The sequence below is a fragment of the Streptomyces sp. NPDC101227 genome (assembly GCF_044767545.1).
Classification (GTDB): Bacteria; Actinomycetota; Actinomycetes; order Streptomycetales; family Streptomycetaceae; genus Streptomyces.
Map to the genome: position 1 here is coordinate 11,552 of NZ_JBIWOD010000016.1, position 25,226 is coordinate 36,777.

Consider the following 25,226-nt stretch of genomic DNA (forward strand, 5'->3'; position numbering starts at 1 on the left):
CGGGATCCGTCACCCCTTCCCTTCCGCCTCCCCGTGCGCATCGTCCCCGCACGGATACAGAACCGGCGCCCCCGTCCCCACCAGGGGCGGGGCGCCCGCCAGCTCCCACAGCAGCAGGTCGTTGTCGCCCTCCCGCAGGACCGGCCCCGGTACGAACAGGGTCCGTTGCGGGCCCACGTCCCAATAGCGGCCCAGGCAGAAGCCGTTGATCCAGGCGAAGCCGCGGGTCCAGCCGGGGAGCGCGAGGTCGGCGTCGCCGGGGCGGGCGGACAGGGTGAGGGTGCCGCGGTACAGGCCGGGGCCGCCCGGCCCCTCCAGAGGGCGGAACGGGACCTTCCGCAGGGCGTCCGGCGCCTCCAGGGCATCCAGCCGCAGGCCCCGCGCCCGTACACCGTGCAGATACTGCCGCTCGTGCAGCAGCCCCCCGGTGATCCCCTTGCACTCGCCCAGCCGCGGCCCGTAATTGACCCGCCCCAGCGACTCCACCCACAGCTCCACCGCCGCGGGCCCCGCAACCTCCCCGACCAGCGCGTCCTCGTCCTCCAGCACCGCCACCCGCACCCCGTCGACATACACGGTCGCCCGGTCCCGCAGCCCCGTCACCCGCAGCGGATACGGCCCGCGCGGCCCCGGCACCGCCACCCGGTAGCGCACCACACCCCGGTCCACCCCCAGATCCTCGAACGTCACCGGACCGCCCGCCTCCACCTCATCACCGCCCAGCGCATCCATCACCGCGCCCGCCGGCGCCCACTTCCCGACCGCCGCCCGCACCGGGGCCGACAGCGCCCGCGGCGGCTCCGGAGGCTCCGGAAGCGGACCGTCCGCACAGTCCGCCAACACCTCACGGAAACGCCAGAACTTCTCCGTCGGGCGGCCCCGTTCGTCGACCGGCGCCTCGTAGTCGTACGACGTCACCGTCGGCAGCAGCGCCCCGTCGTGCAGCTCACCGGCGCGATTGGCGCCCGCCCAGCCACCGAAGCTGGTGCCGCCGTGCGCCATGTAGAGATTGACCGAAGCGCCGCACTCCAGGATCTCGCGCAGCGCCGCCGCCGCATCCCGCGCCGAACGCGGCTCCGCCGGCTGTCCCCAGTGCGCGAACCAGCCGCACCAGAACTCCATGCACATCAGCGGCCCGTCCGCCCGGTGCCGGCGCAGCGCCGCGAACGCCTCCCGGGCCCCCGACCCGAAATTGACCGTGGCGAGCACCCCCGGAACCGCCCCACCGCTCAGCATGTGATCCTCGGGCCCGTCCGAGGTGCACAGCGGCACCCGCACACCCAGCTCCCGCAGCCGGTCCGCGAGATGCGCCAGGTACCCGGAATCGCTGCCGTACGAGCCGTACTCGTTCTCCGCCTGCACCATGACCACCGGACCGCCGCCCGGCCCGCCGGCCCCCGACGCCACCGTGCACTGCCGCGCCACCACCCCCGGCAGCAGCCGCGCGAACCAGGCATCCACGGCCGCCAGATACTCCGCGTCCCGGGTCCGCACCCGCCGCCCCAGCGACCCCGTCAGCCACTGCGGCAGCCCGCCGTTCTCCCACTCCGCGCAGATGTACGGGCCCGGCCGGACGATCGCCCACAGCCCCGCCGCCCGCACCGCGTCCAGGAACCGCCCCACCGCCGCCACATCCCGGAACTCACCCGGCCGCGGCTCGTGCAGATTCCACGGCACATACGTCTCCACGCAGTTCAGGCCCATCGCCCGCAGCATCGCCAGCCGGTGCCCCCACTGCGCCTCGTGCACCCGGAAGTAATGCAGCGCGCCCGACAGCAGCCGCACCGGCCGCCCGTCCACCAGGAAGTCCCGCTCGCCCACCTCGAACTGCGTCACGTCGCCCCGCCCTCGCCTCGTCACGGTCCTCGGTCACCGATCACCCTCGCCCTCTGGCGGTGCGGCGGTCCATGGACAAAGATCGGGGCCGATTGGACGGACGGGCGGCAGGCACGCAACGGGAGGTCCGGGCATGTACCACACCTGGATGCGCTACTTCACCCCGAGCCCGGTCCACCACCGGCTCGGCCTGGTGTGCCTCGGCGTCGGACTCCAGCACGGCGCACTTCCGACGGTCGGCCCGCGCACCCTCGACCACCACGTCGCCATAGTGATCAACGCGGGCCGCGGCTGGTTCACCACCCCGGACGGACGGCGGCACACCGTCACCGCCCCCGCCCTGCTGTGGATCATCCCGGGCGTACCGCACCACTACGCCGCCGACCCGGACACCGGCTGGGACGAGAGCTTCGTCGACTTCACCGGCACCGCCACCACCACCTACACCGAACTCGGCTACATCGAACCGGACCGGCCCGTCGTACCGCTCACCGACACCGGACCCGCCCGCACCGCCGTCGGCCGCATCGCCCGCGCGGCGCGGCGCGGCAATCCGCTGCTGGAGGTCGAGACCGCCGCGGCGGTGCACGAACTCCTCGTCACACTGCGCCGCGCCCGCGCCGACACCGACGCCGACGGCGACCCCGTCCTCCAGGCCCTGGCCCGCGACGCCTTCCTCCCCCTCTCCGTCACCGAGCACGCCGCCCGGCACGGCATGACCCCCGCCGAACTCCGCACCCTCGTACGCCGCGGCGCCGGCTGCAGCCCCAAGGACTACCTCCTCGGCATCCGGCTCGGCCGGGCCAAGGAACTCCTGGTCGCCACCGACCTCCCCGTCGCCGCGGTCGCCCGCCGCGTCGGCTACGACGACCCCGCCTACTTCAGCCGCCTGTTCACCCGCCGCGTCGGCACCGCCCCCGTACGCTTCCGCGACCGACAGGCCCGCAGCGTCCCCGGCGGCTGGTCCACCCGGATCCCGGACCCCGACAACCCCCCGCTGATCCGCTGAGCTGCGGCCACGCCCCCCGCGCCGCCGCCCGCCAAACACCCGTGCGCCCCCAAGTACCCGGTGGCAGCATGACCCCATGCCCGCACTGCAGCGCGACGAGGCGCAGACCCGAGCCCGGCTCATCGACGTCCACCGCTACGAGATCGACCTCGACCTCACCCAAGGCGAGGAACACTTCGGATCCCGTACGGTCATCCACTTCAGCGCACACGAACCCGGCGACACCTTCGTCGACATCAAACCCGCCGAGCTGCACACCGCCACCCTCGACGGCCACCCCCTCGACCCCGCCTCCCTCGACGACAACCGCCTCCCGCTGACGGGCCTGGCCGCGGGCGACCACGAACTCCGCCTCGACGCACGCATGCGCTACTCCCGCACCGGCGAAGGCATGCACCGCTTCACCGACCCCGCCGACGGCGAAACCTACGTCTACACCCAGCTGTTCATGGAAGACGTCCAGCGCGTCTTCGGCGCCTTCGACCAGCCCGACCTCAAAGCCGTCTTCCAACTGACCCTCAAGGCCTCCGAAGACTGGACCGTCCTGGCCAACGGCATCACCGAACACCTCGGCAACGGCACCTGGCAGGCCGCCCCCACCCCCCTCATCTCCACCTACCTCGTCGCCGTCGCCGCCGGCCCCTGGCACTCCGTACGCACCGAACACGCCGGACTGCCCTTCGGCATCCACTGCCGCCGCTCCCTCGCCCCCCACCTCGACGCCGACGCCGACGAAATCCTCGACATCACCCGCCGCTGCTACGACCGCTACCACCAGATCTTCGACGAGCCCTACCCCTTCGACTCCTACGACCAGGCATTCGTCCCCGAATTCAACGCCGGCGCCATGGAAAACCCGGGCCTGGTCACCTTCCGCGACGAATTCATCTACCGCTCCGCCGTCACCGACACCGAACGCCAGACCCGCGGCATGGTCATCTCCCACGAAATGGCCCACATGTGGTTCGGCGACCTCGTCACCCTCCAATGGTGGGACGACATCTGGCTCAACGAATCCTTCGCCGAATACATGGGCTACCAGGTCCTCTCCGAAGCCACCCGCTTCACCGAAACCTGGACCGACTTCGCCGTCACCCGCAAAGGCTGGGGCTACGACGCCGACCAGCGCCCCTCCACCCACCCCGTGGCACCCGCCCCCGACGACGTCCCCGACACCGCCTCCGCCCTCCTCAACTTCGACGGCATCTCCTACGCCAAGGGCGCCTCCGCACTGCGCCAGCTCGTCGTCTGGATGGGGGAGAAGGACTTCCTCGCCGGCATCAACGACCACTTCGCCCGGCACCGCTTCGCCAACGCCACCCTCGCCGACTTCATCGACTCCCTCGCCCGCGCCACCGACCGCGACGTCCACGCCTGGGCCGCCCGCTGGCTGCGCACCACCGGCGTCGACACCCTCACCCCCGTCGTCGGCGAAACCGAGGACGGCTGGACCCTGGACATCGAGCAGACCGGCAGCACCGACGGCACCCGCCCCCACCGCCTCACCATCGGCCTCTACGACCAGGACCCCACCACCCCCACCCGCCTCATCCCCCGCCCGCCGCTGTCCCGGGACCTCCCTTCCCCCCAGCCCTCGGCCCCGCCCGAACAGGGAGCCGCCGCCCTCGCCCCCCGCACCACCCCCGGCCCCCGCCCCGCCCTGCTCCTCCTCAACGACCAGGACCTCACCTACGCCAAGGTCCGCCTCGACCCCACCTCCTGGGACACCGCCCTGCGCGCCCTGTCCGCCCTGCCCCACGCCCTCACCCGCGCCGTCGTCTGGAACGCCGCCCGCGACATGGTCCGCGACGGCGAACTCGCCCCCACCGCCTATCTCGACGCCGCCCGAGCCCACCTCCCGCACGAAACCGACCTCGCCATCGCCCAGGGCGTCCTCGCCTTCGCCCGCACCCAGATCGCCGACCGCTACCTCCCCCCGTCCGCCCGCCACACCGCCCTGACCACCCTCACCGCCCTCAGCCGCGACATCCTGCGCCGCACCGAAGGCGCCGCCCACGGCACCGCCACCGGCCTGCGCCTGACCGCCGTACGCGCCTTCATCGACAGCGCCACCACCCCTGACACCCTCCAGGAATGGCTCGACGACGGCAGCGTCCCCGGCGGCCCCGACCTCGACCCCGAACTGCGCTGGCGCATCCTCGGCCGGCTCGCCACCCTCGGCGCCGCCCCCCTCGCCGACCTCCGCGAAGCCATCGACGCCGAACTCACCCGCGACCCCAGCGCCACCGGACAACAAGGCGCCGCCCGCTGCCGAGCCGCCCTCCCCGACCCCGCCGCCAAAGAAGCCGCCTGGGACGCCCTGTTCACCACCGACGACCGGGCCGCCCTCTCCTCCAACTACCTCTTCACCGCCACCGCCACCGGCTTCTGGGCCCCCGAACAACACGACCTGCTCCGCCCCTACGTAGCCCGCTACTTCACCGACGCCCCCGCCCTAGCCGCCCACCGCGGCCCCGCCCTCGCCGAAGCCGCAGGCCGCTACGCCTTCCCCGCCACCTTCATCGAAGCCACCACCCTCCACCTCGGCGAAACCTGCCTCACCGAAGCCGCCCCCACCCCCGCCCTGCGCCGCAAGCTCATCGACCAACTCGACGACCTCCGCCGCGCGTTGCACGTCCGCAACTGAAGAACGCCACCGCCGCCTGCGGGAATCCGTTCCCCCGCAGGCGGCGAACCGCGGAACGGCGAACCGCGGAACGGCAACCCAACCCCCCACCCGCGCCCAGACCCCCGCATACCAGGTGCCGGCGCCCCAACTGGGTTTCCCCGTAAGGCGATAACACTTTCGGGCTGATCTCGTTGTGCTCAGCGGGCACTACCAGCCAGGCCCCGGCCAGGCTGGTAGTGCCCGCACCGCGCACCCGGAGGTCAGTCGCATGAGCACCCCGCTCCTCGCCGGAGGAACCGCAGGCCCCGCCGCGCTCCGCCCCCTCCTCGACACCGTCCTCGACGCCCTCACCACCGGCGCCGAACACCGCGCCGGCCCCCTCCCGCCCGGCGGACCCGACGCCGTCGCCCACGCCGTACGCACCGCCTGCCACCCCCTGCTCCCCGAACACGGCACCGGAGCACACCAAGCCCTGCGCACCCTCGTCCACACCCTCGCCGCCGGCGCCGCCGACCCCGCCGACCCGCGCTGCGCCGCCCACCTGCACTGCCCCCCGCTGGCCCTGGCCACCGCCGCCGACCTCGCCGCCAGCGCCCTCAACCCCTCCATGGACTCCTGGGACCAGGCCCCCGCCGCCTCCGAACTCGAGGCCCTCACCTGCCGGGAACTCGCCACCCTCGTCTACCCCGACGCCACCGCCCCCGATGCCCTCGTCACCACCGGCGGCACCGAATCCAACCAACTGGCCGTCCTCCTCGCCCGCGAAGCCGCCCCCCACAGCTCCGCCACCGAAGCCCACGGACCCGGCACCCCCCTCCGGATCATCTGCGGCGCCAACGCCCACCACTCCCTCCACCGCGCCGCCTGGCTCCTCGGCCTCCCCGAACCCCTCACCCTCCCCACCCCCGACGGCACCCTCACCCCCGACACCGTCCACACCTGCCTCACCACCCTCACCGGACGAACCGGCCCCCTCCTCCTCGTCGCCACCGCCGGCACCACCGACTCCGGCGCCATCGACCCCCTCCCAGCCCTCGCCGACCTCGCCCAGCAACACGGCGCCCGCTTCCACATCGACGCCTCCTACGCCGGCCCCCTCCTCTTCAGCACCACCCACCACACCGCCCTCCGAGGCCTCGACCGCGCCCACACCGTCACCCTCGACCTCCACAAACTCGGCTGGCAGCCGGTCGCCGCCGGCCTCCTCGCCGTCCCCGGCCCCGCCACCCTCAGCCCCCTCGCCCACCAGGCCGACTACCTCAACGCCGACGACGACACCGAAGCCGGCCTGCCCGACCTCCTCGGCCGCTCACTGCGCACCACCCGCCGCCCCGACATCCTCAAGATCGCCGTCACCCTCAAAGCGCTCGGCCGCACGGGCCTCGGCGAACTCATCGACCGCACCCTCGCCGCCGCCCAGACCCTCGCCGACCTCATCGAGGCCCACCCCCGCTACGAACTCCACTCCCGCCCCACCCTCTCCACCGTCCTCTTCCGACCCACCGGCGCCGACCACACCACCCTCGCCACCATCCGCCGCACCCTCCTCACCGACGGACACGCCGTCCTCGGCCGCGCCACCACCCCCACCGGCCTCTGGCTCAAAGCCACCCTCCTCAACCCCCACACCCAACCCGGAGACCTCACCACCCTCCTCAAGCTCGTGGAAGGCCACACCCCCCGATGACCCCTCCCGAAACCACCGGCCCCGAAACCACCGGCCCCGACACCCCCCTAGACCTCGCCGGCATCGGCATCGGCCCCTTCAACCTCTCCCTCGCCGCCCTCGCCCACCCCCTCACCCACCTCAGCACCGCCTTCTACGACCAGCGCCCCGCCTTCCACTGGCACCCCGGCCTCCTCATCGACGGCGCCACCCTCCAAGTCCCCTTCCTCGCCGACCTCGTCACCCTCACCGACCCCACCAGCCCCTGGACCTTCCTCAACTACCTCCGCACCCGCGAACGCCTCTACCCCTTCTACTTCGCCGAGCGCTTCCACATCCACCGCGCCGAATACGACGCCTACTGCCGCTGGGTCAGCGAAAACCTCACCGGACTCCACTTCGGCCACCAAATCGACGCCATCCGCTGGAACCCCGAACGCGCCCACTTCGAAGTCGACTTCACCCAGCTCAACGCCGACGGCGAAGCCCAAGCCCTCGGCCGCACCCACGCCCGCAACCTCGCCCTCGGCATCGGCACCACCCCCCACATCCCCGAACCCCTACGCCCCCTCGCCGACGCCCCCGCCGTCCCCGTCATCCACTCCGCCCACTACCTCGACCACCGCGAACGCCTCCTGGCCGCCGACCACATCACCGTCATCGGCGCCGGCCAATCGGGCGCCGAAATCTTCCTCGACCTGCTCCGCACCCGCCCCACCGGCCGCGAAGGCCTCCACTGGCTCGCCCGCACCCCCGCCTTCGCCCCCATGGAATACAGCAAACTCGGCCTCGAACACTTCACCCCCGACTACACCCGCTACTTCCACGCCCTCACCGAACCCGTACGCGACGCACTCCTCCCCGGCCAATGGCAGCTCCACAAAGGCATCGACCACGACACCCTCACCGCCATCCACGACGAGCTCTACCGCCGCACCCTCCACGGCGGCTGGCCCGACACCACCCTCACCCCAGGCGTCTCCGTACGCACCGCCGGCCGCGTAGGCACCACCAAAATCGAGCTCCACCTCGACCACACCCAGCAAGGCACCCGCTCCCGCCTCACCACCGACGCCGTCATCCTCGCCACCGGCTACCGCGAACGATCCCTCGACACCCTCCTCGCCGCCCTCGACCCCCACCTACGCCGAGACCGCGCCGGCCGCCCCCGCATCGACCAGCACCACCGCCTCGACCTCGACCCCTCCATCACCGGCGCCATCTACGTCCAGAACGCCGAAACCCACACCCACGGCGTCGGCACCCCCGACCTCGGCCTCGCCGCCTGGCGCAGCGCCACCATCCTCAACTCCCTCACCGACACCCCCGCCTACCCCCTCCCCACCCGCACCGCCTTCACCACCTTCGGCCTCCAACAACCCACCCCCAACCCCACCGGAACGGTCCCCCGACAGGGCTCCACCCTCGTACCCCGCCGCTGACCACCGCCCCACGGTGGCGGCGCCACCGCCACCGGCCACACCACCCCGGCATGCGACCCTTCAACACCCACACACCCACCACCGCACACCGGGAGCCCCCATGACCGACCCCCTCACCGGCCCCACAGACGCCGAACCCCACCACCCCCAGCCCACCCTCCCCTACGGCACCCCCGACACCCCCCGCCTCGCCGTACGGGGCGAAGCCCGCCTCGAAGTCGACCCCGAAATCGCCCACATCCACGTCACCGTCAGCGCTCGCGGCACCGACCGCAACACCGCCCTCACCGACCTCGCCCGCCGCAACGACGAAGCCCTCACCCTCATCAAAACCTACGGAAACGCCGTCGAACACCTCGAAACCGGCGCATTCAGCATCAACCCCCAGCTCACCTACAACGGCCGCAACGAACGCATCCGCGCCTACCACGGCAGCGTCACCCTCAACGCCACCCTCAACGACTTCACCACCCTCGGCGAGCTCACCACCCGCCTCGGCGACCTCGAACTCACCCACGTCGCCGGCCCCCGATGGGCCCTGCGCCCCGACTCGCCCGCCCACCGCGCCGCCCGCACCCAAGCCGTCCGCGAAGCCGTCCAGCGCGCCCGCGAATACGCCGAGGCCCTCGGCGCCCATCTCGACGCCATCGTCGAGCTCGCCGACCTCGGCGCCGAAAACACCCCCATATCCGCACCCCCCACCGCCATGCACGGCTACGGCCTGCCCCCGCTCCCGCCCGAGCCCGGCGGCGCACCCGGCCACGCCCCCGCCCTCGACCTCCAGCCCCAGCGCCAGACCGTCCACGCCGCCGTCAACGCACGCTTCACGATGACCCGTCCCGCACTATGAGACGACGCCCTGAGAAGGCGAATTTCCGCTCATCGGAGCGCCCTTACGCCCATTCCAATACTTGTCAACAGCCCTTCATCAAACGGCCGTTGGGCAGTCACCTCTTTACAGTTCCCTACCGCCCGGTAGGTCATAGGGTCGAAACATGCGCCGAGCAAAAATCGTCTGCACCCTAGGACCCGCCACCGACTCGTACGAGCAGATCAAAGCCCTCGTCGACGCCGGAATGGACATCGCCCGCTTCAACCTCAGCCACGGCACCTACGCCGACCACGAAGCGCGCTACGAACGGGTCCGCAAAGCATCAGAAGAAACCCGCCGCAGCGTCGGAATCCTCGCCGACCTTCAAGGTCCGAAGATCCGCCTCGGCCGATTCCGCGAAGGACCCGTACTTCTCGAACGCGACGACGAGTTCACCATCACCGTAGAGCCGTCCATCGAAGGCGACCGCCAGCTCTGCGGCACCACCTACGACGGCCTCGCCGACGACGTCACCCCCGGCGAACGCATCCTCGTCGACGACGGCAAGGTCACCCTCGAAGTCACCGGCGTCGACGGGCCCCGCGTCCGCACCAAGGTCATCGAAGGCGGCATGGTCTCCGACCACAAAGGCCTCAACCTCCCCGGCGTCGCCGTATCCGTCCCCGCCCTCTCCGAAAAAGACCAGGACGACCTCCGCTGGGCCCTGCGCACCGGCGCCGACATCATCGCCCTCTCCTTCGTCCGCAGCGGCCGCGACATCGAAGACGTCCACCGCATCATGCGCGAAGAAGACCGCTTCCTCCCCGTCATCGCCAAGGTCGAAAAGCCCCAGGCCGTCGAGCACATCGACGACATCGTCGCCGCCTTCGACGGCATCATGGTCGCCCGCGGCGACCTCGGCGTCGAAATGCCCCTGGAAGCCGTCCCGATCGTCCAGAAGCGCGCCATCAAACTCGCCAAGCGCAACGCCAAACCGGTCATCGTCGCCACCCAGATGCTCGACTCGATGATCGACAACTCCCGCCCCACCCGCGCCGAGGCCTCCGACGTCGCCAACGCCGTCATCGACGGCACCGACGCCGTCATGCTCTCCGGCGAGACCAGCGTCGGCAAATACCCCACCGAAACCGTCAAAACGATGAGCCGCATCGTCGAAGCCGCCGAGGAAGACCTCCTCGCCAGGGGCCTCCCGCCGCTCACCGAAGCCAACAAGCCCCGCACCCAGGGCGGCGCCGTCGCCCGCGCCGCCGCCGACATGGGCGACTTCCTCGGCGCCAAGTTCCTCGTCGCCTTCACCCAGTCCGGCGACACCGTCCGCCGCCTCTCCCGCTACCGCTCGCCGATCCCCCTCCTGGCCTTCACCCCCGACCCGGCCACCCGCTCCCAGCTCAACGTCAGCTGGGGCGTCGAGACGTTCCTCGGCCCGACCGTCAACTCCACCGACGAGATGGTCGCCCAGGTCGACGAACAGCTGCTGAAGCTCGGCCGCTGCCAGAAGGGCGACATCGTCATCATCACCGCCGGCTCCCCGCCCGGAGTCCCCGGCTCCACCAACCTCGTCCGCGTCCACCACATCGGCGAGGACGACTCCCCGAAGTAACCCGAGCATCCGCGTAACCCGCGAAATACGCAGTAACCCGAAGTTGCGCCCCGTATGCGCTGGGCCGAGGTATCTGACTGCCGTCCCTGTCAGTACTTCGGCCCGATGTGTTGGTCCATGAGCGCCACGGAGGCTCTGCGGGCGACGGAGATGTTCTCCGCCTGACGGGATTGCCGCGCCGGCTTCCACTCGACGCCGACCTTGTCGAGGGTGTCGGTGTAGAGACGGATGATGTCGGTGGACATATTGGTGAAGAAGTACCGCGGGTATTCGTAGCGCTTGCGCTCCCCGCCGGCCATTCGCGTCGTCCAGTTGGTGATCCGGCAACCGTCGGAATGGACCAGCCCGCGGATGAACTCCCAGGGGTGCTCGTCCACGATCTGCCGCTGCCAGGGTTCGAGGACGATCGGCCGCTCATGCTTTCTGCCGGGGCCGTGTTGGGGGAAGAGGCAGGGCCAGTGATGGCTGTAGCTCGTCACCATCACGCAGCCCTGGCGTTGGATGACACACACGCTGTTCATCGGGCGGACCGCCTTCATCGCGTCGCGGCACGCCACGATCAGGCCCGGCCATGCGTCCGCACACGCGATTCGGAGCACATGTCCACGCCTGCGAGGCTGTCTGCTGATGCAGCCGTCGCCGAGGTAGAGGCCGAGTAAGTAGGCGTATGCCGTGGCCGCCGCGGGTGGTCGCGGCATCGGCTCGCACCTCGTGCATTCCGTCTTACGGGAGAGCGGCTCGATCCGGGTCTGCCACGAACGGATGGCGTACCGGGAGATCCCGGTCTGCTTGCTTACGGAGTTGAGGCTGCGGCCTTGGGCGACGAGGGCAAGAGCACACTCACGCGTTGCATGATCGTACATGCATGTGATTTTTGCCGGGATGCAACCCCCGAGAGCCCATTCGAGCTAATGTTCGCCTCATTGGGTGAACATTTTCGAATCTCAGGCAACCTTGGAACTGAAGGTGAAGTGCCCCGGGTCGGACTCGAACCGACACTGTATGGGTTTTGAATCCATTGCCTGCTGCCAATTGGGCTACCGGGGCCAGTGGAATCCAAGGTTAATGCTGACCTGCTGTGGGACCACCCTACAGGAGATAGGTAGGCTCATGGGGCACCACCTGCCAGCAAGAGGAGACCCGTGAGCGCCGCCGAGCCCGACCAGCCTGTCGCCGACGACGACCAGTCGCACGTCCCCCCGCTGACCACCCGCGTGGTGATCGCCGAGGACGAGGCCCTCATCCGTCTCGACCTCAAAGAGATGCTGGAAGAAGAGGGCTACACCGTCGTCGGTGAGGCCGGAGACGGTCAGACGGCCGTCGACCTGGCCCGGGAGCACCGGCCCGATCTGGTGATCCTCGATGTGAAGATGCCGGTCCTGGACGGGATCTCCGCGGCCGAGAAGATCGCCGAGGACAGCATCGCCCCGGTGCTGATGCTCACCGCTTTCTCGCAGCGTGAGCTGGTGGAGCGGGCGCGGGACGCGGGTGCGATGGCGTATCTGGTGAAGCCGTTCTCCAAGAGCGATGTGGTGCCGGCGATCGAGATGGCCGTGAGCCGGTTCACGGAGCTGAAGACGCTGGAGAAGGAGGTCGCCGACCTCACCCAGCGGCTGGAGACGCGCAAGCTCGTGGACCGGGCGAAGAGCATTCTGCAGACGCAGTACGGGCTGACCGAGCCGGCGGCGTTCCGGTGGATTCAGAAGACGTCGATGGACCGGCGGCTGTCGATGCAGCAGGTCGCCGAGGCGGTCATCGAGGACGCCGAGGAGAAGAAGCAGCAGAAGCAGCAGGAGAAGCAGCAGGAGAAGGACTAGCGTCCGCCGGAGCGTGTGAGCGGCCCCGTACCGATGGTGATCGGTACGGGGCCGCTTTGTTGCGGGGTGGGTGGGGTGGTTCAGTCCTCGCCCAGGTAGGCCTTGCGGACGGATTCGTCGTGCAGGAGGTGTTCGCCGCTTCCGGAGAGGACGATGCGGCCGATTTCCATGACGTGGCCCTGGTCGGCGAGGGAGAGCGCGGCTTGGGCGTTCTGCTCGACGAGGAGGATGGTGGTGCCTTGAGAGCGGAGTTCGCGGATGGTCTCCATGATCTTTTGCATCATGATCGGGGAGAGACCCATGGAGGGTTCGTCGAGCATGAGGAGTTTGGGGCGGGACATCAAGGCCCGTCCCATGGCGAGCATTTGCTGTTCGCCGCCGGAGAGGGTGCCGGAGGCTTGTTTTCTGCGTTCGCCGAGGATGGGGAAGAGGTCGTAGGCGCGCTGGATGTCCTTTTCGATGCCCGGGGTGTCTTTGCGGAGGAAGGCTCCTAGCTGGAGGTTTTCCTCGATGGTGAGGCGGGGGAAGAGGCGGCGGCCTTCGGGGGAGTGGGCGAGGCCGCGTTCGACGATTTTGTGGGCGGGGACGCCGTTGAGGGGGTCTCCGTCGAAGGTGATCTTTCCGGCGAGGGGTTTGAGGAGGCCGGAGAGGGTGCGCAGGGTGGTGGTTTTGCCGGCGCCGTTGGTGCCGATGAGGGTGACGGCCTGGCCTGCTTCGACGGAGAACGAGATGCCTTTGACGGCTTCGATTTTTCCGTAGGCGACGCGGAGGTCCTCGACCTCGAGCAGTGCGGTCATGGGGTGTCTCCGGTGTCTGCGCCGGCGGGTGGGTCGGCCGGGTCCGGTTCGTCGGGGGTTGCCGTTTTTTCCGGGGTGGGTGCGGTGTCGTCCATGGGGGTGCCGAGGTAGGCGGCGACGACGCGTTCGTCGGCCTGGACGACGTCGGCGGTGCCTTCGATGAGTTTTTGGCCCTGGACGAGGACGGCGACGCGGTCGCAGAGGTTGAAGATGAAGCGCATGTCGTGCTCGATGACGAGGACGGCGGTGCCCTGGTCGCGGATGGCGAGGACGAGGTCCTGGGTGGCGCGGGTTTCCTGGGGGTTCATGCCGGCGGTGGGTTCGTCCAGGAGGAGGAGGCCGGGGTCGCTGGCGAGGGCGCGGGCGATTTCGAGCTTGCGTTGTTCGCCGTAGGGGAGGTTGCGGGCGAGGTGGTCGCGTTTGTGGGCGAGGCCGGTGAATTCGAGGAGTTCCATGGCGCGTTGTTCGGAGGCGCGTTCGGCTTTTTTGAAGCCGGGGCCGCGGAGGAGGGCGGACCAGAGGCCTTCTTTGGTGCGGGTGTGGCGGCCTACGAGGACGTTCTCGAGGACGGTCATGTTGGCGAAGAGGCGGATGTTCTGGAAGGTGCGGGCGACGCCGGCCTGGGTGACGAGGTGGGGTTTGCGGGAGAGGCGGGTGCCTTGGTAGCTGACGGTGCCTTCGGTGGGGACGTAGAGCCCGGTGAGGCAGTTGAAGAAGGTGGTTTTGCCTGCGCCGTTGGGGCCGATGAGGCCGACGATTTCGCCGGTGCCGACGGTGAGGTCGACGCCGCGTACGGCGGTGAGTCCGCCGAAGCGCATGGTGACGCCGGCGGCTTCCAGGACGGTGGCGCCGGTGGCCGCTGTGGTGGCGATGGTGGGTGTGGTCATGGTCGTCACGCCTTTGCCTGGGTGGCGCCGAGGGTGGCGTCGGTGTCGGGGAGGCGTTGGTCGGGGACGTCGAGCTGCCCGGTTTCGTGGAATTCGAGCTGCTTGCGGCGGTCGGGGATGAGGCCTTCGGGCCGGAAGCGCATGAGCAGGACGAGGGCGATGCCGAAGAGCAGCAGCTGGTAGTCCTGGAGGAAGTCGAGCTTGGCGGGGATGAGGAAGAGCAGGGCCGCGCCGACCAGGGGTCCGCTGAGGGTTCCCATGCCGCCGAGGATGACGGCGGCGAGGAGGAAGGCGGAGTTGGGGGGCTGGGGTCCGGCGAACTGGAATTGTTCGGGGGTTGCGGTGGTGACTACGTGTGCATGGACGGTTCCGGCGAGTCCTGCGAGGGAGGCGCCGAGGGCGAAGGCGAGCAGGCGCAGCCGGAAGGAGTTGATGCCCATGGCGATGGCGGCGGTTTCGTCTTCGCGGATGGCGATCCAGGCGCGGCCGATGCGGGAGGCGGCGGCGCGGCGGAAGACGAGGACGACGAACGCGGTGACGAGGATCATCAGCAGGTAGTAGTTGCCGTAGGTGGCGACGGGGATGCCGAGGATGTGGTGCGGTTCGCCGAAGTTGAAGCCGAAGATTTCGAGGTTGGGGATGTTGGGGATGCCCATGGCGCCGTTGGTGACGTCGGGGCCGGTGGTGCCGTTGAGGTTGAGCATGGCGATGCGGAAGATCTCACCGAAGCCGAGGGTGACGATGGCGAGGTAGTCGCCGCGCAGGCGGAGGGTGGGGGCCCCGATGAGGACGCCGAAGACGAGGGAGGCGGCGGCGCCGGTCAGGAGGGCGGCCCAGAAGGGGAAGTGGAGGCCGAGGGCGGATTCGGGGGAGCCGGAGACCAGGGCGGCTGCGTAGGCGCCGACGCCGAGGAAGGCGACGTAGCCGAGGTCGAGGAGGCCGGCGAGGCCGACGACGACGTTGAGGCCCAGGGCGACGGTGGCGAAGATCAGGATGTTGGCCCCGATGATCGTGTATTGGTCGGTGTCCTGGGTGAAGGGGAAGCTGGCGGCGGCGATGAGGGCGGCTGCGAGGGCCGGTCCGCGGTGTTTGTGGGTGAGTTCGGTGAGCCGCTTGATGAGTCCTGCCCGGTTGAGGGCGGGGAGGGCGATCACGACGAAGAGGAGGTAGCCGACGAAGGGGGCGCCGTCGTCGGTGTCGATGCCGTAGGTGAAGGCGAGGAGTCCGGTGGCGAAGGCGGCCGCGATGATGAGGATTTCGGCCCAGCCGGGGAGTTCGCGGGTGCGGCGTGCGACGGGGGTGGCGGCGAGGCTGGTGGTGAAGCGTTGCCAGGCGCCGGTGGGTGGTGTGTCCGGGGTGTGGTCGGCGGGGAGGCCGAGGGCCGCGGCGAGGGTGACGAGGGAGGTCACGCCGGCGAGGAAGCCGCCTGGTTCGAGGTTGACGAGGCCGCCGAGCTGGATGGCGATCGCGATGAGGGTGAACCACGTGGCGGCGAAGGTGGCGAGGGCGGCGAGGAGTACGGGGGCGTTGCGGCCGCCGGGGGTGAGCCATTGGAGGCCGCGGATGCCGAGTCCTGCCGCGGCGAGGAGGAGGGTGAGGATGCCGCCGACGAGGGTGATGAGCTGGAGGCCGGCGGGGGATCCGTAGTAGGTGAGTTCGCCGGGGAAGTCGTTGCTCCAGGTCCAGGCGAGGCCGGTGGTGAGGGCGGTGGCGAGGGCGGCCGCGGCGGTGGTGATGCGGGCGGTGCGCTCGGGGAGGGGGAGCACGCTCCGGGCGGTGTCCGTGGTGGTGTGTGTGGTCATCGCTATCACGCCCGATCCGCGACGCGTTCGCCCAGCAGGCCTTGTGGCCGCAGGAGGAGTACGAGGATGAGGAGGACGAACGCCCAGACGTCCTTCCAGGCTCCGCCGCCGAATTGCTGCATGCCGGGGATTTCCTCGATGTAGGCGGTGGCGAGGGCTTCGGCGATGCCCAGGACGACGCCGCCGAGCATGGCGCCGTAGATGTTGCCGATGCCGCCGAGGACGGCTGCGGTGAAGGCCTTGAGGCCCATGATGAAGCCCATCCGGAACTGCACCTCGCCGGTGCGCAGGCCGTAGGCGACGGCGGCGACGCCGGCGAAGGCGGCGCCGATGGCGAAGGCGAGGACGATGATGCGGTCCGTGTTGATGCCCATGAGTTTGGCGGTGTCGGGGTCCTGGGCGGTGGCCTGCATGGCGCGGCCGCTGCGGGTTTTCGACACGAAGAAGCCGAGGGCGATCATGCAGGCGGGGGCGGCGATGAGGACGAAGAGGTCGCCGCGTTGGACGGTGGCGCCGAGGATGTCGAAGGAGTGGCCCTTGAACTGGGGGAAGACGCGGGCCTGTTTGCCGTCGGGGTACCACTTCCAGATGGCTTGCTGGAGGGCGATGGACAGTCCGATGGCGGTGATGAGGGGGGCGAGGCGGGGGGCGCCGCGCAGTGGGCGGTAGGCGAATCGTTCCGCTGCGACGCCGACGAGGACGGATACGGCGATGCCGCCTATGAGCATGACGGGCAGGGCGAGGGCGAGCGAGGTGCCGGTGGGGAGGGCGAGGTAGACGCTGAGTGCCCCGAAGCCGCCGACCATGAAGATCTCGCCGTGGGCGAAGTTGATGAGCTGGACGATTCCGTAGACCATCGTGTAGCCGATCGCGATGAGACCGTACATCGCGCCGAGGATGAGTCCGTTGGCCAGCTGTTGCGGCAGTTCGTTCACCGCAGGGCCTCCGTTGTGTGGGAGTGGGGTGGCATTGGTGTGCCGCGGGCCGCGCCAGGGTGTGCGGGTGTCCTGGCGCGGCCCGGTTGGCCGGCCGTGCGGGTGCGTCAGCTCTTGTCGAACTTCTTGAATTCGGCGCTGAAGCGGGACTTCCAGGCGCCCTTGTCGACCTGGTAAGCGGTGATCATGGTGTTGGTGGTGTCGCCGTATTTGTCGAAGGCGATGCTGCCGGTGACGCCGTCGAACTTGACCTTGTTCATGGCGTCGACGACCTTGGTGCGGGCGTCGTCGGGGAGCTTGCCGCCGTTGTCGCCGACGACGGCCTTGACGGCCTGGATGAGGGCCCAGGTGGCGTCGTAGGTGGAGCCGCCGTAGGCCTCGTAGGCCTCCTTGAAGCCGGCCGCCTTGTAGTCGGCGATGAATTTCTTGGCGGAGGCGAGCTGTTCGACGGGCTTGCCGACGGAGGAGGCGTAGTCGCCCTGGGCCTTCTTGTTGAGCTTGATGTAGTCGGCGCTGTACATGCCGTCGCCGCCCATGAGGGGCACGGTGACGCCGCCGTCCTTGAGCTGCTGGCTCAGCGGGCCGGAGGCGGGGTATTCGCCGCCGTAGAAGACCAGGTCGGGGCTCTTGGCCTTGACCTTGGAGACGACGGCTTTGAAGTCGCGGTCGTCGGGGCTGATGTGTTCGGTGCCGACGACCTTGCCGCCGAGCTTGGTGAACTGGTCCTTGAAGGAGGAGGCCAGGCCGACGCCGTAGGTCTTCTGGTCGTCGATGACATAGGCCTTCTTGGCCTTCATCTTTTCGAAGGCGTACTGGCCGTCGAAGGCGCCCTGCACCTCGTCGGTGGTGGCGGTGCGGAAGTAGGTGGGGAACTGGCGGGCGCGTTTGTCCTGGCGCCAATCCTTGCCCTGGGTGAGGTCGGGCGTGGTGTTCGCCGGGGAGATCAGGGTGAGGTTGTTCTGCTTGGAGACCTGCTGCATGGACTGGGCGACGCCGGAGTTGAGCGGTCCGACGATGCCGAGGACGTCCTTGTCGCCGGCGAGCTTGGTGGTGTTCTGCTGGCCGACGTTGGGCAGGGCCTTGTCGTCGAGGGCTTCGAGTTTGAAGGTGATGCCCTTGACCTCGCCGGCTTTGTTGGCGTTGTCGATGGCGAGCTGGGCGGAGTTGCGGATGCCCAGGCCGAGGGCGGAGAGCTCGCCGGTGGTGGGGGCGTCGAGGCCGATGACGACGGTGGTCTTGGAGCCGTCGCCGCTCTTGTCGTCGCCCCGGGAGCCGCACGCGGAGAGCGTGAGGGCGCCGGTGGCGACCGCGGTGGTGAGGATGAGCAAGGAACGGTGACGCACGATCAGTCCTTTCCCTGGCGCGGCCACGGTTGTCGCATGGCCGTTTCGCGCGGTCTGTACGGGGTGGCACAGGGGCCGTGCTTGCAGCGCGCCCGTCAGCGCGGTGACTGGCGGTGAACTCTAGAGCGGTGTTTCGTCCCCCGGCAGAGGCGCTGAGCAGGATGTGACGCTCTTGTTATGACCTGCGATGAGCGTTATGCCGTCATGGTCCTTACACCTCGGGGGCGGACGCGGTACGGAAGGTGAAGTTGCACTTCCGCGGGGGAATGTGGGCCGAGGTGTCGGTACGGCGTCCGCATACCGGATGGGGTGGGCGCGGGGGCGTCAACGGCGGTGCGGGGGAGGGGGGATGGGGCCGTTGCGGAATGGTGCGCGTGTTACGCAGCGTTACGAAAATGTGTACGGGGGCGTCTGCGTGACGTCTGCGGTCCGGAAGGCCGGGAGGTGCGGTCCCGGGGCCGGGGCATGCGGACGGCCCCGCTCCCTGGGGCCGGGGGCGGGGCCGTCGTGGCGGGGTGGTTCAGCTGCGGTAGGCGTCTGCTTCCACCTCGCGCAGCATGCAGGTCAGCCGTGCGGTGCAGACCCGCTTGTCCTGCTCGTCGGTGATGACGATCTCGTAGGTGGCGGTGGAGCGGCCGCGGTGTACGGGGGTGGCGACGCCGGTGACGAGGCCCGAGCGGGCGCCCCGGTGGTGGGTGCAGTTGAGGTCGACGCCGACGGCGAGCTTGGTGGGGCCGCCGTGCAGCATGGAGCCGACCGAGCCGAGGGTCTCGGCGAGCACGGCGGAGGCGCCGCCGTGCAGGAGCCCGTAGGGCTGGGTGTTGCCCTCGACGGGCATGACGCCCACGACCCGCTCCGGTGCGGCCTCGAGGACCTGCACGCTCATCCGCTCGCCGAGGTGGCCGGCGGAGAACAGGGCGGGCAGGTCGAGGCCGAGGCCCGCCCACTGCTCCAGGATCTCCTGCGGAAACTTGGTCGTGTTCTGCTCACCCATGCCTGCGGCTCCGTTCGCTGCCCGTGATCGTCGCGCCCGTGATCGTTGTCGGTTGTGGCCGTCGTTGGTCGTGGCCGGTTGGTGGTCGTGACCGGCGTCGTTCGTACCGGCGCCGGTCGTGACCGTCGTTGGTGGTGATCGGCGTCGGCCGTGACCGTCATCGACCGTGCCTGTTCCTATCAGGCTCCTGAGCAAGCGCTCAGCCCGGGGTGTCCTGCGGGGAGCTCTCGGCGTTCTCCAGACGGATCACCACGGACTTGGCCGCGGGGGTGTTGCTGATGTCCGCGGTGTGGTCGAGCGGGATGAGCACATTGGTCTCGGGGTAGTAGGCGGCCGCGCAGCCGCGGGCCGTGGGGTAGTGCACCACCCGGAAGCCGGGCGCGCGCCGCTCGCTGCCGTCCGTCCATTCGCTGACCAGGTCGGTGTACGCGCCGTCGGCCAGGCCCAGGGCGCGGGCGTCGTCGGGGTGGACGAGCACCACGCGGCGGCCGTTCTTGATGCCCCGGTAGCGGTCGTCGAGGCCGTAGATGGTGGTGTTGTACTGGTCGTGCGAGCGCAGCGTCTGCAGCAGCAGCCGTCCTTCGGGGACGGCGGGGTACTCCACCGGGGCGGCGGTGAAGTTGGCCTTCCCGGTGGCGGTGGGGAAGCGGCGGTCGTCCCGGGGGGCGTGCGGCAGGGCGAAGCCGTCGGGGCGGGCGACCTTGGCGTTGAAGTCCTCGAAGCCGGGGATGACGTGCGCGATGCGGTCGCGGATCGTCGCGTAGTCCCGCTCGAACTGCTCCCAGGGCGTGCGGCTGGCCTCGCCCAGGACCCGACGGGCCAGGCGGGCGACGATCGCCGTCTCGGACAGCAGCTGGGGGCTCGCCGGCTCCAGGCGTCCTCGGGAGGCGTGCACCATGCCCATGGAGTCCTCGACGGTCACGAACTGCGCGGCGCTCTTCCCGTCCGGGCCGACCTGGACGTCGCGCTCCGTGCGGCCCAGGGTGGGCAGGATCAGCGCGCGGGCGCCGGTGATCACATGGGAGCGGTTGAGCTTGGTGGAGACGTGGACGCTGAGGCGGGCGCGGCGCATGGCGGCCTCGGTGACGTCGGTGTCGGGAGTGGCGGAGACGAAGTTGCCGCCCATCGCGAAGAACACCTTGGCCCGGCCGTCGCGCAGCGCGCGGATGGCCCGTACGACATCGAGGCCGTGCTCGCGGGGCGGCGCGAAGCCGAATTCCTTCTCCAGGGCATCCAGGAAGGCGGGCGCGGGCCGCTCGAAGATGCCCATGGTGCGGTCGCCCTGGACGTTGCTGTGGCCGCGCACGGGGCACACGCCCGCGCCGGGGCGGCCGATGTTGCCGCGCAGCAGCAGGAAGTTGACGACTTCCTGGATGGTGGGGACGGAGTGCTTGTGCTGGGTCAGGCCCATCGCCCAGCACACGATGGTGCGCCGGGAGGCGAGGACCATGGCCAGCGCGCGGTCGATCTCCTCGCGGGCCAGGCCGGTGGCGCGCAGCGTTTCGTCCCAGTCGTCGTCGGCGCGGGCCGCCCGCGCGAACTCCTCGTATCCGTGGGTGTGTTCGCGGATGAACTCCTCGTCGACGGCGCCGTCCGTCTCGAGGATCGCGCGGTTCAGGGCGCGGAAGAGTGCCTGGTCGCCGCCGAGGCGTACCTGGAGGAAGAGGTCGGTCAGGGCGGTGCCGCCGCCGGCCAGGCCGCGCGGGGTCTGCGGGTTCTTGAAGCGCTCCAGGCCGGCTTCGGGCAGCGGGTTGATCGAGATGATCTTTGTGCCGCCGGCCTTGGCCTTCTCCAGGGCGGTGAGCATCCGGGGGTGGTTGGTGCCCGGGTTCTGCCCGGCGACGATGATCAGGTCGGCCTTGTAGAGGTCCTCCAGCAGGACGCTGCCCTTGCCGATGCCGATGGTCTCCGTCAGGGCCGAGCCGGACGACTCGTGGCACATGTTGGAGCAGTCGGGGAGGTTGTTGGTGCCGAATTCGCGGGCGAAGAGCTGGTAGAGGAAGGCGGCTTCGTTGCTGGTGCGGCCGGAGGTGTAGAAGACGGCCTCATCCGGGGAATCGAGGGCTGCCAGCTCCTCGCCGATGATGTCGAAGGCCCGCTCCCAGGGGACGGGAACGTAGTGGTCGGCGCCCGCGGCCAGGTACATGGGGTGGGTGAGGCGGCCCTGCTGGCCGAGCCAGTAGCCACTGCGGCCGGCGAGGCCGGCGACGGAGTGTGCGGCGAAGAAGTCCGGGGTGACCCGGCGCAGGGTGGCCTCCTCCGCGACGGCCTTGGCGCCGTTCTCGCAGAATTCGGCGGCGTGCCGCTTGTCGCCCTCGGGCCAGGCGCAGCCGGGGCAGTCGAAGCCGTCCTTCTGGTTCACGCGGAGCAGGGTGAGGGCGGTGCGCTTGACGCCCATCTGCTGCTGGGAGATGCGCAGGGCGTGGGTGATCGCCGGCAGGCCGACGGCGGAGTGCTGCGGCGGGCCGACCTCGGGTGCGTCCTGGACCGGGTCCGATGCGGGCGGCTTGCCTGCCATGGCGCTCTCCCTTGAGCCGTGTGCTGTGCCGGGTCCGCCGGGGGTGGGGCGGATCGTTGCCGTACACATCCGTTACCTCGCAGATCCTGTCACGGACCGGAGCGGGTGGCGTAGGCCCGGAGCGCGGGGGCTTGCCGGCGGCCGGGACGGCGTCCGCGGCGGGGATTGTCAGTGCGGCGTGGCAGGATCGGGGGCGTGGCAGCAAAGGCAGCGAAGAAGAGCGAAGCGACCGGCACCGAGGCGGCGGCGGGCGGCCGTCACCGTCTGCTCCTGATGGACGGGCATTCCATGGCATACCGGGCGTTCTTCGCCCTGCCCGTGGAGAATTTCACCACCGCCACGGGACAACCGACCAATGCGATCTACGGCTTCGCGTCGATGCTCGCGAACACCCTGCGCGACGAGGCGCCCACGCATTTCGCGGTGGCCTTCGACGTCTCGCGCAAGACCTGGCGCTCCGAGGAGTTCCCCGACTACAAGGCGAACCGCTCCAAGACGCCCGACGAGTTCAAGGGTCAGGTCGAGCTGATCGGCGAGCTGCTCGACGCCATGCATGTCAAGCGGTTCGCGGTCGAGGGCTTCGAGGCCGACGACGTGATCGCCACGCTCACCCAGCAGGCCGTCGCCCAGGGCTTCGAGGTCTCCATCGTCACCGGCGACCGCGACTCCTTCCAGCTGGTCTCCGACGATGTCACGGTCCTCTACCCCACCAAGGGCGTCTCGGAGCTGACCCGCTTCACCCCGGAGAAGGTCTTCGAGAAGTACGGCCTGACCCCTGCTCAGTACCCGGACTTCGCGGCGCTGCGCGGCGACCCGTCCGACAACCTCCCCGGCATCCCCGGCGTCGGCGAGAAGACCGCCACGAAGTGGATCAACCAGTTCGGCTCGTTCGCGGAGCTGGTGGAGCGCGCCGAGGAGGTCAAGGGCAAGGCGGGTGCCAACCTCCGCGAGCACCTGGAGTCGGTCAAGCTCAACCGCCGGCTGACGGAGATGGTCCGCGATGTGGAGCTGCCGTGCGGCCCCGACGCGCTGACCCGCGAGGCATACGACCGCGAGGCGCTCAAGGTCTTCCTCAACGCCCTGGAGATCCGCAACCAGGGTCTGCGCGACCGGCTGCACGCCGTCGACCCGGGCGCCGAGGAGACCGCCGAGGAGGCGCAGCCGGCCGGCGGCATCGAGGTGGACGGCACGGTCCTGGGCGCGGGCGAGCTCGCTCCGTGGCTGGCCGAACACGGCACGCGCCCGGTGGGCGTCGCCACCGTCGACGTATGGACCCTGGGCAGCGGCAGCGTCGCCGAGGTGGCGCTGGCCACCCCCGAGGGGCCGGCCGCCTGGTTCGACCCGTCCCAGCTGGACGAGGCCGACGAGCGGGCCTTCGCCGCCTGGAGCGCGGATCCGGCCCGGCCCAAGGTGATCCACAACGCCAAGGGCCTGATGCGGGTCTTCGGCGAGCACGGCTGGCTCATCGAGGGCGTCACGATGGACACCGCCCTGGCCGCCTATCTGGTCAAGCCCGGCCGCCGCTCCTTCGCCCTGGACGCCCTGTCCATCGAGTACCTGGGCCGCGATCTCGCCCCGGCCGCCGCGGGCGACGGCCAGCTGGCCTTCGGCGCGGACGAGGAGGCCGAGGCGGACGCCCTGATGGGCAACGCCCGCACCGTCCTCGACCTGGGGACGGCGTTCGAGACCAAGCTGCAGGAGGTCGGCGCCGCGGAGCTGCTGCGCGATGTCGAGCTGCCCACCAGCGCCCTGCTGGCCCGGATGGAGCGGTCCGGCATCGCCGCCGACCGGGGCTGGCTGGAGCGGATGGAGCAGCAGTTCGCGGGCGCCGTCCAGCAGGCCGTACAGGAGGCGCACGCCGCAGCGGGCCATGAGTTCAACCTCGGCTCGCCCAAGCAGCTCCAGGAGGTCCTCTTCGGTGAGCTGGGCCTGCCCAAGACCAAGAAGACCAAGACCGGTTACACGACCGACGCCGACGCCCTGGCGTGGCTGGCCGCGCAGACCGAGAACGAACTCCCGGTGATCATGCTCCGTCACCGCGAGCAGGCCAAGCTGCGCACGACGGTCGAGGGCCTGATCAAGACCATCGCCGCGGACGGCCGCATCCACACCACCTTCAACCAGACCGTCGCCGCCACCGGCCGGCTGTCCTCCACGGACCCCAACCTCCAGAACATCCCGGTCCGTACGGACGAGGGCCGGGCCATCCGCCGCGGCTTCGTCGTCGGCGAGGGTTTCGAGTCGCTGCTGACCGCCGACTACAGCCAGATCGAGCTGCGGGTGATGGCCCATCTCTCCGAGGACGAGGGCCTGATCGAGGCCTTCACCTCCGGTGAGGACCTGCACACCACCGTCGCCTCCCATGTCTTCTCGGTCGCCAAGGACCAGGTCGACCCGGAGATGCGCCGCAAGATCAAGGCGATGTCCTACGGGCTGGCATACGGCCTGTCGGCGTTCGGCCTCTCGCAGCAGCTGGGCATCCAGCCCGACGAGGCCCGCAAGCTGATGGACAACTTCTTCGAGCGCTTCGGCGGCGTACGCGACTACCTCCAGCGCGTCGTCGAGGAGGCCCGCGCCACCGGCTACACGGAAACGATCCTCGGCCGCCGCCGCTACCTCCCCGACCTCAACAGCGACAACCGCCAGCGCCGCGAAATGGCCGAGCGGATGGCGCTGAACGCCCCCATCCAGGGCACCGCCGCCGACATCGTCAAGATCGCCATGCTCAAGGTCGACGCGGCCCTGCGCGAGGCCGGGCTGCAGTCGCGACTGCTGCTCCAGGTCCACGACGAAATCGTGGTCGAGGTGGCCCCCGGCGAACGCAAGAAGGTCGAGGAACTGGTCCGCCGCGAAATGGCCGACGCGGTCGAACTGAGCGCCCCGCTGGACGTCTCGGTCGGCTCGGGCAAGGACTGGGAATCGGCGGCGCACTGAGCCCGCCGGTACGGCAGCCGCGTGGAGACGGCCCCGGGGGCGGGGTGGGCGTTGTCCCGAGCCCCCGGGGCCGCTTGCGTCCGAATTCCGAAGTGCCGGCTGACCTGCGTCTGTCCGTCGCAGCCGGCAACTACCTCGGACGGGGCCGGGCTCGCCGGTACCTTCGGTTGCGGGTCCTCTCGAAG

Annotated in this window: 17 protein-coding genes and 1 tRNA gene; 8 read left to right on the forward strand and 10 right to left on the reverse strand. The window is 70.1% G+C overall.

All coding sequences use genetic code 11. The features are described from left to right. Positions 1 to 9: 9 nt before the first annotated feature. Positions 10 to 1,836 carry a beta-galactosidase gene (locus ACIRPT_RS30335; protein WP_403832805.1) on the reverse strand — a complete coding sequence of 609 codons (1,827 nt, stop codon included), beginning with the start codon at positions 1,834 to 1,836 and terminating at the stop codon, positions 10 to 12. A gap of 133 nt (positions 1,837 to 1,969) precedes the next feature. Here ACIRPT_RS30335 and ACIRPT_RS30340 point away from each other — a divergent pair, with 133 nt between their 5' ends. The 6 genes from ACIRPT_RS30340 to pyk all read left to right on the forward strand — a co-directional run bounded on the left by ACIRPT_RS30340 (position 1,970) and on the right by pyk (position 11,014). After that, entirely contained in the window at positions 1,970 to 2,845 is an 876-nt protein-coding gene (locus ACIRPT_RS30340; RefSeq protein WP_403507146.1) for a helix-turn-helix domain-containing protein, read from the forward strand. 76 nt (positions 2,846 to 2,921) lie between these two features. Continuing rightward, complete coding sequence (gene pepN, locus ACIRPT_RS30345; RefSeq protein WP_403832807.1) at positions 2,922 to 5,492, forward strand: aminopeptidase N; 2,571 nt, start codon at positions 2,922 to 2,924, stop codon at positions 5,490 to 5,492. Positions 5,493 to 5,742: 250 nt separating this feature from the next. Further along, positions 5,743 to 7,161, forward strand: a complete 1,419-nt coding sequence (locus ACIRPT_RS30350; RefSeq protein WP_403832809.1) for a pyridoxal phosphate-dependent decarboxylase family protein — start codon at positions 5,743 to 5,745, stop codon at positions 7,159 to 7,161. Beyond that, the gene (locus ACIRPT_RS30355; protein ID WP_403832812.1) at positions 7,158 to 8,582 is read left to right on the forward strand and encodes a lysine N(6)-hydroxylase/L-ornithine N(5)-oxygenase family protein; all 1,425 of its coding nucleotides are present in this window, start codon (positions 7,158 to 7,160) and stop codon (positions 8,580 to 8,582) included. Before ACIRPT_RS30350 ends, ACIRPT_RS30355 begins: the two co-directional genes overlap by 4 nt. Before the next feature lie 100 nt (positions 8,583 to 8,682). Beyond that, the gene (locus ACIRPT_RS30360) at positions 8,683 to 9,432 is read left to right on the forward strand and encodes an SIMPL domain-containing protein (protein ID WP_403832814.1); all 750 of its coding nucleotides are present in this window, start codon (positions 8,683 to 8,685) and stop codon (positions 9,430 to 9,432) included. Positions 9,433 to 9,577: 145 nt separating this feature from the next. After that, the gene (gene pyk, locus ACIRPT_RS30365) at positions 9,578 to 11,014 is read left to right on the forward strand and encodes a pyruvate kinase (RefSeq protein WP_403832817.1); all 1,437 of its coding nucleotides are present in this window, start codon (positions 9,578 to 9,580) and stop codon (positions 11,012 to 11,014) included. A gap of 89 nt (positions 11,015 to 11,103) precedes the next feature. Here pyk and ACIRPT_RS30370 read toward each other — a convergent pair whose 3' ends face one another. Beyond that, complete coding sequence (locus ACIRPT_RS30370) at positions 11,104 to 11,877, reverse strand: transcriptional regulator (protein WP_403832820.1); 774 nt, start codon at positions 11,875 to 11,877, stop codon at positions 11,104 to 11,106. Positions 11,878 to 11,986: 109 nt separating this feature from the next. Then, positions 11,987 to 12,061 (reverse strand) — tRNA-Leu (locus ACIRPT_RS30375). A 95-nt stretch (positions 12,062 to 12,156) separates the two neighbouring features. On the opposite strand from ACIRPT_RS30375, the gene ACIRPT_RS30380 reads away from it, so the two are divergent. Further along, positions 12,157 to 12,831 carry an ANTAR domain-containing response regulator gene (locus ACIRPT_RS30380; RefSeq protein ID WP_403832823.1) on the forward strand — a complete coding sequence of 225 codons (675 nt, stop codon included), beginning with the start codon at positions 12,157 to 12,159 and terminating at the stop codon, positions 12,829 to 12,831. An 80-nt stretch (positions 12,832 to 12,911) separates the two neighbouring features. On the opposite strand, the gene ACIRPT_RS30385 is transcribed toward ACIRPT_RS30380, so the two are convergent. The 7 genes from ACIRPT_RS30385 to ACIRPT_RS30415 form a co-directional block, all read right to left on the reverse strand. Next, the gene (locus ACIRPT_RS30385; RefSeq protein ID WP_403832826.1) at positions 12,912 to 13,628 is read right to left on the reverse strand and encodes an ABC transporter ATP-binding protein; all 717 of its coding nucleotides are present in this window, start codon (positions 13,626 to 13,628) and stop codon (positions 12,912 to 12,914) included. After that, complete coding sequence (locus ACIRPT_RS30390) at positions 13,625 to 14,515, reverse strand: ABC transporter ATP-binding protein (protein WP_403507164.1); 891 nt, start codon at positions 14,513 to 14,515, stop codon at positions 13,625 to 13,627. The genes ACIRPT_RS30385 and ACIRPT_RS30390 overlap by 4 nt, the downstream gene beginning before the upstream one ends. 5 nt (positions 14,516 to 14,520) lie before the next feature. Beyond that, a complete protein-coding gene (locus tag ACIRPT_RS30395; RefSeq protein ID WP_403832828.1) occupies positions 14,521 to 16,317 on the reverse strand; it encodes a branched-chain amino acid ABC transporter permease in 1,797 nt (598 codons plus the stop codon). Positions 16,318 to 16,322: 5 nt separating this feature from the next. Beyond that, positions 16,323 to 17,252, reverse strand: coding sequence for a branched-chain amino acid ABC transporter permease (locus tag ACIRPT_RS30400; RefSeq protein ID WP_403832831.1), 930 nt, complete (start codon positions 17,250 to 17,252; stop codon positions 16,323 to 16,325). A gap of 107 nt (positions 17,253 to 17,359) precedes the next feature. Further along, positions 17,360 to 18,580, reverse strand: a complete 1,221-nt coding sequence (locus ACIRPT_RS30405; RefSeq protein ID WP_403833151.1) for a branched-chain amino acid ABC transporter substrate-binding protein — start codon at positions 18,578 to 18,580, stop codon at positions 17,360 to 17,362. Between the two features lie 535 nt (positions 18,581 to 19,115). Further along, positions 19,116 to 19,589 (reverse strand): PaaI family thioesterase, encoded by a 474-nt coding sequence (locus tag ACIRPT_RS30410; RefSeq protein ID WP_403832834.1) that lies wholly within the window; start codon positions 19,587 to 19,589, stop codon positions 19,116 to 19,118. Positions 19,590 to 19,788: 199 nt separating this feature from the next. Beyond that, on the reverse strand, positions 19,789 to 22,107 hold the full coding sequence (locus tag ACIRPT_RS30415) for an FdhF/YdeP family oxidoreductase (RefSeq protein WP_403832837.1): 2,319 nt from the start codon (positions 22,105 to 22,107) through the stop codon (positions 19,789 to 19,791). Positions 22,108 to 22,380: 273 nt separating this feature from the next. Here ACIRPT_RS30415 and polA point away from each other — a divergent pair, with 273 nt between their 5' ends. Beyond that, a complete protein-coding gene (polA, locus tag ACIRPT_RS30420) occupies positions 22,381 to 25,041 on the forward strand; it encodes a DNA polymerase I (protein ID WP_403833154.1) in 2,661 nt (886 codons plus the stop codon). The last annotated feature ends 185 nt before the right edge of the window (positions 25,042 to 25,226 follow it).

What these genes read in the sequence shown, in the direction of transcription:
- ACIRPT_RS30410 (WP_403832834.1), bottom strand. Translation starts at nt 19,589, where the DNA reads ATGGGTGAGCAGAACACGACCAAGTTTCCGCAGGAGATCCTGGAGCAG.
- pepN (WP_403832807.1), top strand. Translation starts at nt 2,922, where the DNA reads ATGCCCGCACTGCAGCGCGACGAGGCGCAGACCCGAGCCCGGCTCATC.
- ACIRPT_RS30360 (WP_403832814.1), top strand. Translation starts at nt 8,683, where the DNA reads ATGACCGACCCCCTCACCGGCCCCACAGACGCCGAACCCCACCACCCC.
- ACIRPT_RS30385 (WP_403832826.1), bottom strand. Translation starts at nt 13,628, where the DNA reads ATGACCGCACTGCTCGAGGTCGAGGACCTCCGCGTCGCCTACGGAAAA.
- ACIRPT_RS30370 (WP_403832820.1), bottom strand. Translation starts at nt 11,877, where the DNA reads ATGTACGATCATGCAACGCGTGAGTGTGCTCTTGCCCTCGTCGCCCAA.
- ACIRPT_RS30395 (WP_403832828.1), bottom strand. Translation starts at nt 16,317, where the DNA reads ATGACCACACACACCACCACGGACACCGCCCGGAGCGTGCTCCCCCTC.
- ACIRPT_RS30355 (WP_403832812.1), top strand. Translation starts at nt 7,158, where the DNA reads ATGACCCCTCCCGAAACCACCGGCCCCGAAACCACCGGCCCCGACACC.
- ACIRPT_RS30340 (WP_403507146.1), top strand. Translation starts at nt 1,970, where the DNA reads ATGTACCACACCTGGATGCGCTACTTCACCCCGAGCCCGGTCCACCAC.
- pyk (WP_403832817.1), top strand. Translation starts at nt 9,578, where the DNA reads ATGCGCCGAGCAAAAATCGTCTGCACCCTAGGACCCGCCACCGACTCG.
- ACIRPT_RS30390 (WP_403507164.1), bottom strand. Translation starts at nt 14,515, where the DNA reads ATGACCACACCCACCATCGCCACCACAGCGGCCACCGGCGCCACCGTC.
- ACIRPT_RS30415 (WP_403832837.1), bottom strand. Translation starts at nt 22,107, where the DNA reads ATGGCAGGCAAGCCGCCCGCATCGGACCCGGTCCAGGACGCACCCGAG.
- ACIRPT_RS30350 (WP_403832809.1), top strand. Translation starts at nt 5,743, where the DNA reads ATGAGCACCCCGCTCCTCGCCGGAGGAACCGCAGGCCCCGCCGCGCTC.
- polA (WP_403833154.1), top strand. Translation starts at nt 22,381, where the DNA reads ATGGACGGGCATTCCATGGCATACCGGGCGTTCTTCGCCCTGCCCGTG.